The 14889-nt window shown below is 46.5% G+C and carries 10 protein-coding genes and 2 pseudogenes; 4 read left to right on the top strand and 8 right to left on the bottom strand.

Translation table 11 applies throughout. The features are described from left to right. The 6 genes and pseudogenes from F7D47_RS08605 to F7D47_RS08580 form a co-directional block, all read right to left on the bottom strand. Positions 1 to 271 (bottom strand): annotated as a pseudogene (locus tag F7D47_RS08605) (hypothetical protein); the annotation flags it as partial. Between the two features lie 226 nt (positions 272 to 497). After that, complete coding sequence (locus F7D47_RS08600) at positions 498 to 1850, bottom strand: MATE family efflux transporter (RefSeq protein WP_153086236.1); 1353 nt, start codon at positions 1848 to 1850, stop codon at positions 498 to 500. Continuing rightward, positions 1837 to 2238 (bottom strand): hypothetical protein, encoded by a 402-nt coding sequence (locus tag F7D47_RS08595; RefSeq protein ID WP_153086235.1) that lies wholly within the window; start codon positions 2236 to 2238, stop codon positions 1837 to 1839. The genes F7D47_RS08600 and F7D47_RS08595 overlap by 14 nt, the downstream gene beginning before the upstream one ends. A gap of 96 nt (positions 2239 to 2334) precedes the next feature. Next, a complete protein-coding gene (locus F7D47_RS08590; protein ID WP_119238073.1) occupies positions 2335 to 3627 on the bottom strand; it encodes an ATP-binding protein in 1293 nt (430 codons plus the stop codon). Between the two features lie 194 nt (positions 3628 to 3821). After that, positions 3822 to 5888: an AAA domain-containing protein gene (locus tag F7D47_RS08585; protein ID WP_153086234.1), complete on the bottom strand. Its 2067-nt coding sequence runs from the start codon at positions 5886 to 5888 to the stop codon at positions 3822 to 3824. Positions 5889 to 5954: 66 nt separating this feature from the next. Then, positions 5955 to 6824, bottom strand: coding sequence for a PfkB family carbohydrate kinase (locus F7D47_RS08580; RefSeq protein WP_153086233.1), 870 nt, complete (start codon positions 6822 to 6824; stop codon positions 5955 to 5957). A 154-nt stretch (positions 6825 to 6978) separates the two neighbouring features. On the opposite strand from F7D47_RS08580, the gene F7D47_RS08575 reads away from it, so the two are divergent. After that, positions 6979 to 8637 carry a putative transporter gene (locus tag F7D47_RS08575; RefSeq protein WP_153086232.1) on the top strand — a complete coding sequence of 553 codons (1659 nt, stop codon included), beginning with the start codon at positions 6979 to 6981 and terminating at the stop codon, positions 8635 to 8637. Between the two features lie 3 nt (positions 8638 to 8640). Here the strand turns inward: F7D47_RS08575 and F7D47_RS08570 are convergent, their stop codons facing one another. Beyond that, positions 8641 to 10260 (bottom strand): RluA family pseudouridine synthase, encoded by a 1620-nt coding sequence (locus F7D47_RS08570; RefSeq protein ID WP_228113406.1) that lies wholly within the window; start codon positions 10258 to 10260, stop codon positions 8641 to 8643. A gap of 212 nt (positions 10261 to 10472) precedes the next feature. Between F7D47_RS08570 and F7D47_RS08565 the strand changes: the two genes are divergently transcribed. Beyond that, complete coding sequence (locus F7D47_RS08565) at positions 10473 to 12536, top strand: tetratricopeptide repeat protein (protein WP_194252625.1); 2064 nt, start codon at positions 10473 to 10475, stop codon at positions 12534 to 12536. Between the two features lie 33 nt (positions 12537 to 12569). Then, on the top strand, positions 12570 to 13409 hold the full coding sequence (locus F7D47_RS08560) for a LytR/AlgR family response regulator transcription factor (protein ID WP_119238193.1): 840 nt from the start codon (positions 12570 to 12572) through the stop codon (positions 13407 to 13409). Between the two features lie 221 nt (positions 13410 to 13630). On the opposite strand, the pseudogene F7D47_RS14940 reads toward F7D47_RS08560, so the two are convergent. Beyond that, positions 13631 to 13855, bottom strand: a pseudogene (locus F7D47_RS14940) (AAA family ATPase); the annotation flags it as partial. A gap of 246 nt (positions 13856 to 14101) precedes the next feature. On the opposite strand from F7D47_RS14940, the gene F7D47_RS08550 reads away from it, so the two are divergent. Continuing rightward, positions 14102 to 14473 carry a hypothetical protein gene (locus tag F7D47_RS08550; RefSeq protein WP_117587039.1) on the top strand — a complete coding sequence of 124 codons (372 nt, stop codon included), beginning with the start codon at positions 14102 to 14104 and terminating at the stop codon, positions 14471 to 14473. Positions 14474 to 14889: the final 416 nt, after the last annotated feature.

Here is a 14889-nt window from a genome sequence, read left to right as displayed (position 1 = left end):
TCATCTTCTGTCGGCTCAACAGGTTGAGGCATTTATGGCGCACACACACCAGAAGGTAGCTCCCGGCGTTGGCGGAAGGCAGGGACGAATTGCTGGCTATTGTCTCGTTATCAAGACCCAGTTGGGTCTTTCCGTCGAGCACATCGGCAAAGACTTCGCTTACCACATCTTTGCTGGCTGCATCATCCTTCAGAAGTACCCTGGCCAATTGGTACATCCTCAGATAATGCTGCCGGAAGAGCTGTTCTATCGTTTCTTTGTTTATTTGCATTACTTTATTTCTTTTCTTTTGCCTATATTACAATCGAATTTTCATTTTCCTAACCCTTAGCAGAATATTTTTTAATGCAAATTTTAAAGCTTTTGCCCTTACAGGGCGACAGTTTTGCGACCCTAACAACCCAGGGCGTTGCCCTGGGCTAGGAGCTTCTGCCCTTTCAGGGCGTGCTGCTGCAATGAATTGATTTTCAGGGTATGCTGCTGCAATGAATAGATTTTCAAGGTGTATGGACTTGCTCTTTCTTCAGATGCTTATAAAGCCACAGGAAGGCGGGAATGAGGAAAAGATCTGCCATGACCCACGCTACAGGGTCGCCGAAGCAGACTCCCGTCCACGCCATGGCAGGCACCAGCCAGAGACTCACACCGCATCTCGCTATCATTTCCATTACGCCACTCAGCATCGAGAGATTGCTGTAGCCCAAGCCCTGGATGCTGTAGCGCAGGATGGTGAGCAAGCCCAGACAAGGATAGAAATAGTTGGCTATGCGCATAAACTGGGCAGCATAAGTCACCACCTCAGCCTCGCCCTTATCCACGAAGAGCATCATCATCTCATCGGCAAACGGATAGATGAGCAGGAAGGTAAAGACGAAATAAACCAGCATCATCCTGATGGCAGCTCTTACGCCCTGACCGATTCTATCCAACTTCCTGGCTCCCAGGTTCTGACCGCAATAGGTAGCCATCGCCACTCCGATGTTCTCGAAAACGCAGGTAAAGAGATATTTGATGCGCATAGAGGCAGTAAATGCAGCCACATAAACCGTTCCCAGAGCGTTGTTGGCACTCTGCAGCATGATGAGACCGATGGCAGTAATGGAGAACTGCAGACCCATCGGAACGCCGTTGTTCAGCAGAATGCTTACCTTTTTATTATCAAATTTCCTTTCCTCACCCTTCGGAATCAGAATCTGCATCTTCTTCTTGATAAACCAGATACAGAGCAGCACGGAAATTCCCTGTGAAAGCCAAGTGGCAATACCTGCTCCCTCTACACCTAACCCCATACCGAGAATCAGAATGCCATCTAGAATAATGTTGATAACGGAAGCTGTGATGAGGAAATAGAAAGGCTGTTTCGAGTTGCCCAGAGCACGGATCTGACCGGAGAGCAGATTGTAGGCGATAGTGAAAGGAATCGCCGCAAACTGCAGCATCAGGAAGATGTAGGCATCATCGAACACCTCCTTCGGCGTATTCACCAGGTGCAGAATCTTTCCGCAGAAGATGCAGGAAAGGAAGGTGATGACCACGGCAAACACCACGGCGATGCGGATGCTGTTGCTTACGTAAGTCCGCATCTTGGCGTAATCCCTGGCGCCGAAAGCCTGGGCGACAGGGATGGCAAAACCGGCACAGGAGCCGTTGCAGAAGCCCATGATGAGAAACATGATGGAGCTGGATGCGCCAACTGCCGCAAGAGCTCCCACGCCAATCCATCTTCCCACGATGGCGGCATCGATAATGAGATACATCTGCTGAAGGATGTAACCCAGGATTAGTGGAATCGCAAATTTGATGATGGCTCGCAAAGGCGAACCTACAGTCATGTCGTTAGTAGAGTTCATTTCCCACTTTCTGTTTGATTTGTGCCATTTTATTGCGGCGCTCGATAGAGAACGTATCTCCGTGGGCTTCCACATAATCGAAGAGCATGAACGCCTTGTTCAGGAGTTCATCTCTTGTAGGCTGCCCCACGGTATCTGCCTCGTGATAGTAGAGTTCGGCAAGCATATCCATCTTGGAGAGTCGCTTCTCCTCGTCGTCGATTCCTGCCATTGCCTTCATCACGTCCTCGATGGTGGCGATGCTGTAGAAGGCGTAAGGGCCTACGTATTGATTGTAGAGCTCCTTGATTTTCTCACGTCTCACTTCCACCTCTTTCTTTTCGAGCATTCTTTCGAGTGCCGCCATAAACTCGCGAATCAGTCGCTGTATGTAGTCACGTTGTAGCATATTTTTTTATTTTGTTGTTATTGTTGCGTTATCTAATAGACTCATTGGTATTGCCATGACTAAGGCAAAGTTCAGGGAGTATTGTGAGAAGAGTTCCTAGAAACTCTCCTCTACCCCGTACAATGGAACATTCTTCATCCACTCTTGCTCCTTGTATGGCGACATGGAGAAGCGGATGGCTCGCAAGTCGGGATGGGCGTCAAAGAAGGCGCGAAGTGACTTGGAACGCAGGTTCTCTTCCGCTTTTACCTCTATCGGAGTTATCACCCCTTGGCGCTGGGCAAGGAAGTCTATCTCCAAGCGAGCGTCTTCCCTACTATAATAATAGGTGTAAATGTCCTGTTGACATAATAGCTGGGTAAGGACGTAGTTTTCCGTGAACGCCCCCTTGCTCTCCGTCATGGCTTTGTTGGAGATGAGCATTTGGGCAGGTTCCATCTCGCTCAGCGCACCCAGGAGGCCGACATCCAGGAGAAACAGCTTGAAGGCATTGAGGTCTTCGTAAAACTTCAAAGGCATTCCAACTTCTCTTACTCGGGAAATGCGATAGGTGAGACCTGCATCCACCAGCCATTGTATTGCCATCTCAAAATCCTTGGCTCGTGCTCCGCTTCTCACCGCTCCATAGATGAACTTCTTGTTTTCCTTAGCAAGCTGGGAAGGGATGGATTGCCAAACCATGCTGATGCGAGTGGCTTCATTTGGGCTGACATGCTTCGACATGTCACTACGATAAATGGTGAGAATGTTGTTCTGAACCTGTCTGACGAGATTTGCATCGTTAGTTGCAAGATAAGTTTTCACAGCCTCAGGCATTCCCCCTACAAAATAATATTCTCTTAATATCTTGATGAGTTTATCATGAAGTAATGTGATGGTCTTCCAGTCTTTACTTTTCAATATGTTCAGCAACTGTTCTTCGTCTTTTGCCATAAGAAACTCTTCGAAAGACATAGGGTAGAGTCGAATGATATCAACCTTTCCCACTGGGGCGGATTCTCCTTGGTGCATGGCAACGCCTAAAAGTGAACCTGCTACAGCCACATGGTATTCTGGTGCGTTTTCACAGAAATACTTCAGCGAGGAAAGTCCCTTGTGAAGTTCTTGTATTTCATCCAGAATAATAAGCGTTTTGCCAGGGATTATAGGCTGTTTGCTAATGGCTCCGATAACCATTAGGACTCGCTTCATATCATAATCTTCTGCAAATATGTTGGCAATCTCAGAGTTTCCATCACAGTTGATGTAGGCAACGTGGTCATATTCCTGTTTCCCAAACTCCTGGAGGATATAAGTCTTGCCTACTTGTCTTGCTCCTGATAAGATTAAGGGCTTTCTGTAAAGGCTCTCTTTCCATGCTTTTAATTGTTCTATGATCGTTCTTTTCATCCTTACATACATTTTGAAGTTGTTAATGATGTTAATAACTTGCTGTTATGATGTTTAAACAGCTCTGTCGGTTGCAAAGATACACTTTTTTACACGATCTCCCAAATGTTTACAACACTTTTTTACACGAACTTTCATCGTATGCATACACTTTTTTACACGAACTTTCCTCGTATTACGTTCATGACAACAGCTTATTCATAATTATTGATTGCTTCCACATACTCCCACAGTTTCTTGTAGAAAGGATGTTTCGTCATCGTGTCCTTGTTGCTCAGGATGATGAGCTTCATTCGGGCTCTCGTCATCGCCACGTTCATGCGGCGGAGGTCTTTCAGGAATCCGATCTGTCCCTCGTCGTTGGAGCGTACCAGGGAGATGAGGATCACGTCTCTTTCCTGCCCCTGGAAACCATCCACCGTATTCACGCTGATCAGACGGCGGTAAGGCTTGAAGAACTCATACTTCTTGATGAGCTTCTTGAGATATTGTACCTGGGCACGGTAAGGCGAAATGATGCCTACATCGATTCTTTCCTCCAAAACGCGCTGCTTGCCTATCTTGGTGAAGTATTCCGCCAGGGTGAGCAGGGTAAGTTCGGCTTCTGCCTTGTTGATACGCCCGAAACTCTCACCCACAAACTGTTCCTTGAAGTTCAAATCAGAATTCTGATTGGCTGCAGATACAGAAGATGATGTGGAAGCAGAATCCTCAGGAGCATCTTCTCCTTCTATCGTTATCTGATTCTCCTCGTTCGAAGTGTCAATCCACGTTATCGGATGGTCATAATCCAATACGCTCCGGTATTTAATCTGAGGCGCACTCTCCACCTTGCCCCCGTAGAACCAGTCGCTGGAGAATCGCATGATTTCATCGTTCATGCGGTACTGAATCTTCAGCAGGGTTACTACTTCCGGCTTGTTTTCGGCGATGCGTTCCATCAGGGTCTTGCCCAGTCCGGCTCTTAATGCCGCAATACTCTTTACGGTAGGCGGCAGCTGACAATGGTCGCCTGCCAGAATCACCCGGCTGGCTCTCTTCATCGGAATCCAGCAGGCAGCTTCCAAAGCCTGCGCAGCCTCGTCGATAAAGAGGGTACCGAACTTCATGCCTTCCAGCAGATGATGGGCTGAGCCTACGAGGGTACAGGCGATGACACGCGCCTCGCCAAAGAGTTCTGCGTTGATGCGGAGTTCTATCTCGGCAGCACGGCTCTTCAGCCTGTCCATCTTCTGATGATAGTTTTCGCTACCCTTCTTCCTGTTCTTTCTTAATTCCCTGATTGCCTTGCGAATCGCCCAAAGTTGAGGGTAATCAGCATGACTCTCGAAACGACGCTCGTAGGTGAAGCCCAGCATCTTGTCGTTCACGCGGGTCGGGTTTCCGATACGGAGCACGTTGATGCCTCTATCCACCAGTTTTTCTGAAATCCAGTCTACCGCCATATTGCTCTGTGCACACACCAGAACCTGGCTCTCACGCATCAGGGTTTCGTTGATGGCTTCCACCAGGGTTGTGGTCTTTCCGGTTCCCGGAGGTCCGTGAACGATGGCCACATCCTTCGCCCAAAGCACCTCGTTTACAGCCCTTTCCTGGGTAGGATTGAGCCAAGGGAACTTCATCGGTTCGAAGGAGAATCTTCCTGCCTTCTGATGGGAATAGAATAAATCGCGGAGATAAGCCAGACGGTTGTTCTTCGCCTTCATCACGCGGTCTAAGGCCTCGAACATCAGTTTGTAGCTGGTTTCGTCAAAGGATAGCTGTACGCCGATAGGATCGGTTGACTGCTGAAGTTCGAGCAGAGGGGCAGAATCGGGTACGGTAACCACCATTCTGTCGCCATCCACATAACTCACGGTTCCGGTGAAGGAGAAATATTTAATACTTTGACCTTTGAGATTTGAATTTTGAACTTTATGATTAGCGTCTGAAGCGTTTTCTGGCTGCTGAAGGGCTGTGTTGCCCTGGTTCTCATTCTTGCCCATCTTCTTGACCATAAAGAACATGACGGGGCGACCGAACTCAAAATTGTGCTCGATATCCTGGTCAGAGGTTCGGAAAACCTCTATGGCTGTCTGGTTCAGCGAATTATAAAAGCTCTTTCCCACCTGTAGCGGGAACCAGGCATCACCTCGTTTCACCTTCCGCTGCATTCCCATCTGTTCGGTAAGCTTGCGGAAGGCTTCTTTCTCGGTATAATACTCCAGCTGGAGCAGGGTGCGTTGCTGCAATAATGCCTGAATTGGTGAAATCTGTTCCATAATTGGATGCAAAGTTACACCAATTCAGGCAAAAATAAGAAGATAATAGGATAAATTATCTAAAATTTATTTCATGACGCGTTCTACATCTTCGATGGTGCGGTTGAATGGTCCGTTGTGCTCCAGTTTGATGGTACACATGGCTGCCGCAAACTTGCCGGCTTCTACCGGATTGGCTCCCTGCAGGCGCTTGTAGAGATAGCCTGCCGAATAGGTATCGCCGCATCCGGTAGCATCTACTACTTCATGAGGAGGATAGGCTGGAATGTCGTAGAACGTATCATCTACATAAACCAGAGAACCCTCACTACCCAGGGTGATGATAACCTCGGCTACGCCCCAGGCATGAATCAGCTTGGCGGCTTCCTTCGGGTCCTTCAGTCCGGTAATGGTCTCCATTTCGGTCTCATTCACCTTCAGATAATAGGTGTTCTTGAGCACATCGAGCTTGTCCTTCCAGTCGATGGCGTAAACTTTCTCGTCTCTCACCTCGCGCAGATATCCCTGCACATCGATGGAAACTTTTCCCTTCTTGGCAAGAAAGGCAACCACTTCTGGCGAGAAATCATCGCTCAGCAGACTGCCCAGGTGGAAGACCTTCGCCTCTACATGCTCCAGCTGCTGGATGGTGAAAGGATCTGCCTTGGCAAGCACACGCTGCTTACGGTCGTTAGGATTATCGCCATAAATATTCTCGAAGAAAACCGTATTGCGCGATGGGTTCAAGGTGACGTCTATTCCTGCCTTGAGCATCTTTTCAACCGGTTCCTTCTCGGTAGGATCCATCGCCGTAATGAGCGAGAAACTTACATCCTTTGGCAATTGGTTGATGGCGTAGGCAAAATAAAAAGAGGTGCCACCAGCCATGTAAACCGTACTGCTCGGGGTCACGATTTTATCCTTTGTTACGTGCCCAATACAACAAATATCTTTCATTTTTATTACATTTTGCGGATGCAAAGGTACTGCAAATCGAGAATAATACAAAAAAAAATGGGAATTATTTTGTTTTGTTCGCATTTTAATGTACCTTTGCATCGAGAAAAAGCAATTTTTTTAATATTATCTAGAATAGATATAAAGAAACATTATGTGGTTTGATAATTTAATCAACGTGCATTCGGCGGTGCAAGGTATCGTCATCCTGTCTTTGATTTGTACTTTGGGTCTTGCCCTCGGCAAGATTCATGTCAAAGGAATCTCCCTTGGCATAGCCTTCGTATTCTTCGTGGGTATTATAGCGGGTCATCTAGGGATCTCTATTGACCAGAATATGCTGGAGTTTGCAGAAAGCTTCGGCCTTACCATGTTTGTGTATGTGCTGGGTCTTTATGTGGGTCCTAACTTCTTCGGTTCGATGCGTCACGAAGGCATTTCGCTCAATCTCTGGAGTCTGGCAGTCATCCTGGTGGGAACCTTGTTCTCGCTCGGCTTGTGCTGGATTTTGCCAATCAGTCTGCCTGATATGATGGGCATCCTGTGTGGCGCCACAACCAATACGCCTGCCCTTGGTGCTGCCCAGCAGGCGTTGCAGCAGTTGGGCTTGCCTAGCGAAGGTGCGGCTCTGGGCTGTGCCGTTACTTATCCTTTGGGTGTTGTGGGCGTTATCCTGGCGATGATGCTCTTGCGCAAACTCTTTGTGAAACCGGAAGATCTGGAGATTCGCAATAATGATGATGACGACCATACGTCTATCGGACAATACGTAATCGTGAATCCTGCCCTGAATGGCAATACCATCGCAGAGATTACGATGATGACCCATCGCAAGTTCATCATCTCCCGTGTGTGGAGAGGCGAACAGGTGATAGTTCCTCAGGCTGATACGGTTCTTCATACGAATGATAATGTGCTCGTGGTTACCAATAAGGACGAGGTCTCGGCGATGCAGATTCTCTTCGGAAAGAAGGTGGATAAGGAGTGGAATAATGATAAGGTAGACTGGAATGCGATTGATGCGAAGGTAGAAAGCCGCATTATCGTTGTTACCCGCCCGGGACTGAACGGCAAGCGCCTGGGCAGTCTGCAGATGCGAAATTCCTATGGCGTGAATGTGAGCCGAGTGCTTCGTGGTGATATCCGTCTGCTTGCTACAGATGACCTCCGTCTGCAGTACGGCGACCGACTGACGGTAGTTGGCGACCCTACGAGTATCGACCATGTAGAGCAGTTTCTGGGTAATGCCGTAAAGACCCTGAACGAGCCGAACCTCGGCGCTATCTTCCTCGGAATCATTCTCGGTCTAGCCGTAGGAACCGTTCCTCTGGATATTCCTGGAATGACGGCTCCTGTGCGTCTGGGTATTGCCGGTGGTCCTATCGTGATGGGTATTCTGATTGGTGCGCTGGGGCCTCGTGTGCATTTCATCTCTTACATGACGCGAAGTGCGGGTCTGATGCTGCGAGAACTGGGTCTTGCCCTCTATCTCGGTTGCCTGGGATTGGCGGCTGGTGGACAGTTCTTCGAGACGGTAGTCCGTCCGGAAGGTTTGATGTGGGTAGGCATCGGTTTCCTTATCACGGTTGTGCCTGTGGTTATCGTAGGTCTCATCATCCTGAAGACCAAGAAGTATGACTTCGGCAGTATCTGCGGAATCCTCTGTGGAAGTATGGCGAATCCGATGGCGCTTACTTACGCCAACGAGACGCTGGATGGCGATACGCCAAGTATCAGTTATGCTACGGTTTATCCGCTCGGCATGTTTATCAGAGTGGTGATAGCTCAGGTTATCGTGATGTTCTTTGTATAAACTTTAGAAATCAGCCTTTCTTGTTATAGTCATCTTCTTTTCCGTCATCGGGTGCTCAAATGTGATTTCCTCTGCATGAAGATGCAGTCTTGTTGCCGGCTCGTTGCCGTAGAGCGGATCGCCGATGATAGGGGCATTCAGACCTTCCTGATGAGCACAATGCACTCTCAGCTGGTGCGTTCTGCCCGTTTTAGGATAGAGCGCCAGGCGAAGATGGGTATCGTCAATACGCTCTAGAACCTCGTATTCTGTAATGGCTTCCTTGCCCTGTTCGCGGTTTACCATCTGTCGTGGACGGTCTAGAAAATCTGCCATCAGAGGAAGCGAGATGTAACCTCTTCCGCCTTCAGCTTCTTTCAGAATCCGGTTGCACGATTCCTTGTCTTTTCCGCAAACGATGGCTACGTACTTCTTCTGAACCCGATGATTCAGAAACTCCTTCTGCAGGCAATGATAGGCAAACTCGGTCTTGGCAATAATCATCAGTCCGCTTGTTGCCATGTCCAGACGATGGACGATGAGCGGACCGGTAGCTTCCTGATATTTCCTGCGCATCAGAGCGTAGACGGAAGGCTGGGCTGCATCTTTCCCCGGAACCGAGAGTAAACCTTCGGGCTTATAGATGACTGCCAGTTCACGGTCTTCGTAGAGCGTTTCCACCTTATTATATATAGTAGTTTCGGTCTGTTGGGTTTCAAAGACTGTTTTAGGCAGCATCCAATGTAGTATCGGTTTGCATTTTCCGTTGCAGGCAGGATAAAACTGAAGATGATGTCTGATTTCTTCTTTCGGACTCTCTCCCCACCAGAACATCGCCATCTGCAGAGGCTTGTAGCCATGCTGGTAAGCGTATTGCAGGAGTTTCGGCTCGCAGCATTCTCCACTTCCGGCAGGTGGAATCTTAACCGCCTCGTCCTTGAAAATCTCCAGCAGATCCTTGCTTTCTCCTTCTGCATTCAGCATCTGGAATTTCGAAAACAGCCATTGCTGAAGTTCTTCAGATAACTGTTTGCGGAGCTGTTTCGCACTTTTCAAATCCTTTTCGTAGTTTTCATATAGCGTTTCGTACGCCGTCTTTTCGTTTATCGACTTTTTCAGCCTCTTCAGTTCTGCCTTCATAAACTGGCTCTCTTTTTTCATCGCCTCTTCCTCTTCCTGGCTCAGAGATTTTCCAGCCGAAAGGGCTTCCTGGCGCCTTGCATCTCGCTTTTCCTTTGCTTCTTTTATCTTTGTCTGATAGTTTGCGATAACTTCCTGGCGCTTTTGCTGCAAATCATCAATCAGGTTTTTCGCCTTTATCAGGGTTTCGTTGGCTTCAAACTGTCTGATTTGCTGGTTCATTTCCGAAATCTCAGCCTCATGTACCTTGAAATATCCGTCGGGTTGAAGATAATCGAAAACGGCTGGCACAAAACCTTCCCAGTCGCTTCTGCCGCCAATCTGTCCGCTATAAGCTCTCAGATAGCCAATCTTGCCATTCCCAGCTTCTACGATAAGTACGCCGAACATCTTTCCATGGTCTATTTCCTCCCGCCAGTCGTTTCGCTGTGAGAGTTCATTCTGCAACTCTCTGCATGCTTCGATGCAGAGCGGATGAGGTTCGTAGCTGAATGGATTGTTCATCCTTTCAGGTATATTATTTAGTTCTATATTTTTGAATAAATGCATTTCCATGCTACAAAGATACACATTTAAACGCGTTTTAGTTCATATTTTATATAAAAAATGAGTTTTTCAGTTATTTTTTTGTCTATTTGGATTTTTTGTTGTACTTTCGCAACTGAAACATAAATTCATTTAAATAGTCTATCATGGTAAGTGTATATAGAAAGATAATGATGATGCAGATTAAGAACGGACTGTGCCTTCTGTGGCTATTCGTTCTGATGCTGTTGCTTGCCGCTTGTTCTCATCGGCAGAAGGATGATGAGTTGTGGCATAAAGATATCGATGAATTTGTGTCCGGTCACCAATCTCTCATGCAGAGTCATCCTGATTCGATGATCATGCTGATAAGAAATTTCAAATGTGAAGGTAATCCCGATAAAAGCGATCAATGGAAAAAATTATTAATAGCTAAATGTTATTATATGAAGGGGGCTGATGCCCAATGCCAGTCGTTGATAGATTCGGTTAACGCTTATTGCAAACAAACTCCTGACAACAGAATTCTTTCTTATGCTGATAATCTGCAAGGCATACTTTTGCTGGTTTCCGGCAAGAGGAAGGAGGCTTTAATTTATTATGAGAAAGCTTATCATGAAATCATGAACCTTGACAGTTGCGGCGAGGCGATTGATGTATGTATCAATATTGCCGATGCGTCCAGACAGATGGGTAAGCTGGCGGATGCTTCTTCCTGGTATCGCCGTGCCTATTTCCTGGCAGATTCTCTGAATCAGCATGAAGCCCAGAACAGTATTCTCTCAGGACTGGGACAGGTTTATAATGATTTGCAGAACTATCAGCTGGCGCATCATTATTTCCAGAAGGCTGAACGCCTGTATCCGCCAAAGAATCCGAAAGATGTTCATTTCTTTTACAACAGTTGGGGAAATGTGTACAGCAGTCAGGAAAAACCGGCTGAGGCTCTGAAATGCTTCCTGAAGGCTCAAAAGGCTACACGGCAGATGGAACAGCCCCTGGCGACGGCTATTGTTGATGCTAATCTCGGACAGACTTATCTGGAGCTCAACCGGTTGGATTCTGCACAGAAATATCTGACTCTTACCACGAAATTCTTCTTTGCCCAGCCCTCCATGCAGAGCGATGTACAATTCTATGTGGATGGGTTGAATGCATCTCTGGCTCTGAAGCAGGATAGTCTGGCGAAGGCTACTGAGATTTTGAACAAGCCATACGATCTCTCCAAGATGTCGCCTAATTATCTTTACCTTTATCATAAGGGACTGGCGGCTCTTTGTGAGCGCAAGGGACAATATGCCAAGGCTCTGCAATATCAGAAACTGATGAATCAGTACGACGATTCGCTCCGTAACGCTACGATGGTTTCGAATGTTCAGGAGAATGAATTGAGATTCAAGCAGGATACGGCCATCGTTCGCCGTGATTTATCCCTTAGCACCACGCAAGCAGAGGTAAGATCCTTTAGAGTCATCCTGCTCCTGATTATTGGCTTGCTGGTAATGAGCGCGTTGGCTCTCATCGTTTTCCTCCGTTACAAATGGTTGCGCAACAAGCATCAGCATCATGAGGAGATGAACCGGATGATGGCCCTGAAGATGGAGAATGTGCGCAATCGTTTCTCGCCTCATTTTGTATTTAATGTGCTCAATATCTTCGTATCTAATCTTCCGAAGGGGGTTAATGTCAAACCGCTTCAGCTCCTGATACAGGTACTGCGTGCCTACTTGCTTTCTTGCGATAAGATGGCGGTAAGTTTGGAAGAGGAACTGCAGATGGTGACGAGCTATTCTACTCTTCGCCATGAAACCAATCCGTTCCTTCCGATGCCTCAGTTCCATGTTGCCAAGGATGTGAATATGAAGCTCATGCTGCCGTCTATGATTATCCAGATTCCTGTAGAGAATGCTTTGAAACATGCTTTTGTGGGAATGAAAGAGACGGAAGATAAGCCTTTGCTGGATGTAAACATCTGGGTTGAGGACGATATGCTCCGCATAGATGTTACAGACAACGGATGTGGAGTTTCGGGTACCGTTGGCAAGAAAAAGAAAAATTGTGCTGCCAGTACGGGAACCGGATTGAGAATTCTGAACAGTACCATCGAAATGCTTAATGCAAGCAACGAACGCAAGATGTTTTTCAAGATGCAGAGCAACAGAGGAGCATCAGAAGAGGAGGGTGGTACCAGGAATAGAGGAATATGTGTAAGTATCGGAGTTCCATGTAATTACGATTATAATGTCTTTAAGTAAGAAACTTTTCATAAGGATTTAAAACGAAATAACATGCAAGATAGAATTAAGGTTGTGATTGTGGACGATGAACCACAGAGCATCCACAGGTTGCAGGATGATTTGGCAACTCTGGAAGATTTTGAGGTGATTGCCACATCCTCTTCGGCGGTATCGGCAAAGAATCTGGTGATGAGCATACAGCCCGATGTGCTGTTCATCGATGTTGAAATGCCTGGACAGACGGGTTTTGAGGTGTTGCAATCTCTGAGAGATGAAATTCCGATGGAACTTATCGTAGTATTTTACAGCGCCTTCGATAAGTATATGATTGATGCGCTCAGAGCCTCTGCCTTCGATTTCCTGTTGAAACCTTATCAGCAGGATGAGTTTGAACTGGTGGTAGACCGAATCCGGCAGAAAATGAAAGATGGAGATGATGTGGATGAAGATGCTTCTTCCGTTCCAGAGTCCTCTTCCTGTTCTTCTGAATCAGTCTTGGCTTCTCAGAAGGCTCAGGATTTTTCGGGAATGAATGGGATGCTGGGAACAGCAGCCAAGCGTCTTGCCATTCAGACCATTTCGGGTTTATTGATGTTGAAGCCCGATGATGTGTTCAGTTGCACTTTTGATGAGGCTACTCATCTTTGGCAGTTGAAGTTGTCGAATGGGCAGGTTTATAAATTGAAGAGGCAGGCCACGGCAAAGACCATCCTTTCCATGTCGCCTTCTCTGGCTCAGGTTCGTCAGGATTGCATCATCAATCTCGATTATCTTCTCTGCATCGAGAATTATACGCTCCGCTGCATCTTTTCTCCTCCTTTCGACCATGAGGAAATCACGGTTTCCCGCCGCTGTTATAAGGCGGTAAAGGATCAGTTGGAGATATTGTAGGAATAGGGGAAAAAAGAGGGTGTGCAAGATATAGTCTTTGCACGCCCTCTTCTTCTTCTATGTTTTTATTCTTCAGTAATTCCCCAATCCAATAGCCCTTTTCCTTCCTCGTCCAGTTCTATGCCGAGGCCTATCACCTTTCGATTGTCTGCTTGGAAAGGCTCCAGGTATTTGTTATCCAGTATCTGCTGGATGGCAGCCTTCTTACCACCATTATTTTTCAGTCCTTCGAAGAGTTCTTTCTTGCCCTCGAAGTAACTTTGTAGCGTATCCACGAACACAGATTTTCCGAATCGGCGAGGGCGGATTAAAAAATTATACTGCCTGCCGTTGTTCGCCAAATTCCAGATGATGTCAGTCTTGTCAACATAGAGGTATCCTTCCTCTCTGATGACATTGAAAGACTGTATGCCTACCGGCAGCTTTCTGCATGCATTGTTTGCCATAACAATTTCTCCTATTCCTATCTTTAGCCGCAAAGATACGCTTAATTTTTGAATCATGCAAGTTTTTGGCAATTAAAAAGATGTAAATAGATACCTGAAAAAAAATATATTGTACATGCTCTAGAAAAATGCATTTTTTCTTGGTTTATCCACGGAAAAAGCTTACTTTTGCATAATAATAGAGGAGAATTATAATAAGAGGTGGAATGATTTGCTTATTACCACAACATTTAAACCCCATTAGTTATGACGGAAGATATTAATATATTGACATTCGATAACTTTATTCAAAAGATTAAGACTATCAAGACATATCGCAGTAACGCCAATAAGGAATACAAGGTAGTTAAGGTAAACAAGACCGCATTGGTACTTAGAGATCAGCGCACTAAGGCCGATTTTGAAGTACCAGCTGCCCAAGTATTCGCTGCCATGAAAGAACTTGGTATTGAAAACTGCACGGTTCTTAAAATGCGCCAGTATGTAGGAACACATGCTGCACCAGCCTCTGCCGCCCTCATCTTCTGGGCTTTCGGACGAGGACAGGTTCAGGCAGCAATAAAAAAGTTTGCCGATTTGACGGTTAGGATAATAAGAGAACAGCAAAAACGGAAATAGTTTTTTCCTCTTTTTATCTCTCACATCCCTCACGTTTTCTCTTTTTAAATCTTTAAACGTTTGATAATGAGGTAATTATCTCTTCTGTATAGCGTGATGGATGATAGATAATTATCTAAAACTTATTCACGAATATGGCTGCGTTGGGTTACGAATATGGCTGCGTTGGGTTACGAATATGGCTGCGTTGGGTTACGAATATGGCTGCGTTGGGTTACGAATATGGCTGCGTTGGCTAACGGAGCCGTATCCGTAGGCTTACCGAGACGTCTGCATCAACTAACTGAGACGTCTGAACTCGCTGACTGAACTACTTGAGTTAGCAGATTGAGCTACTTGAGTTAGCAAACTGAGCTACTTGAGTTAGCAAACTGAGCCACTTGAGAATTTTTCTTCATGTGCTTGCGTGCGACCAT

The sequence above is a fragment of the Segatella copri genome (assembly GCF_009494835.1).
Taxonomy (GTDB): Bacteria; Bacteroidota; Bacteroidia; order Bacteroidales; family Bacteroidaceae; genus Prevotella; species Prevotella copri_F.
This window is presented reverse-complemented; position numbering and strand designations above follow the sequence as displayed.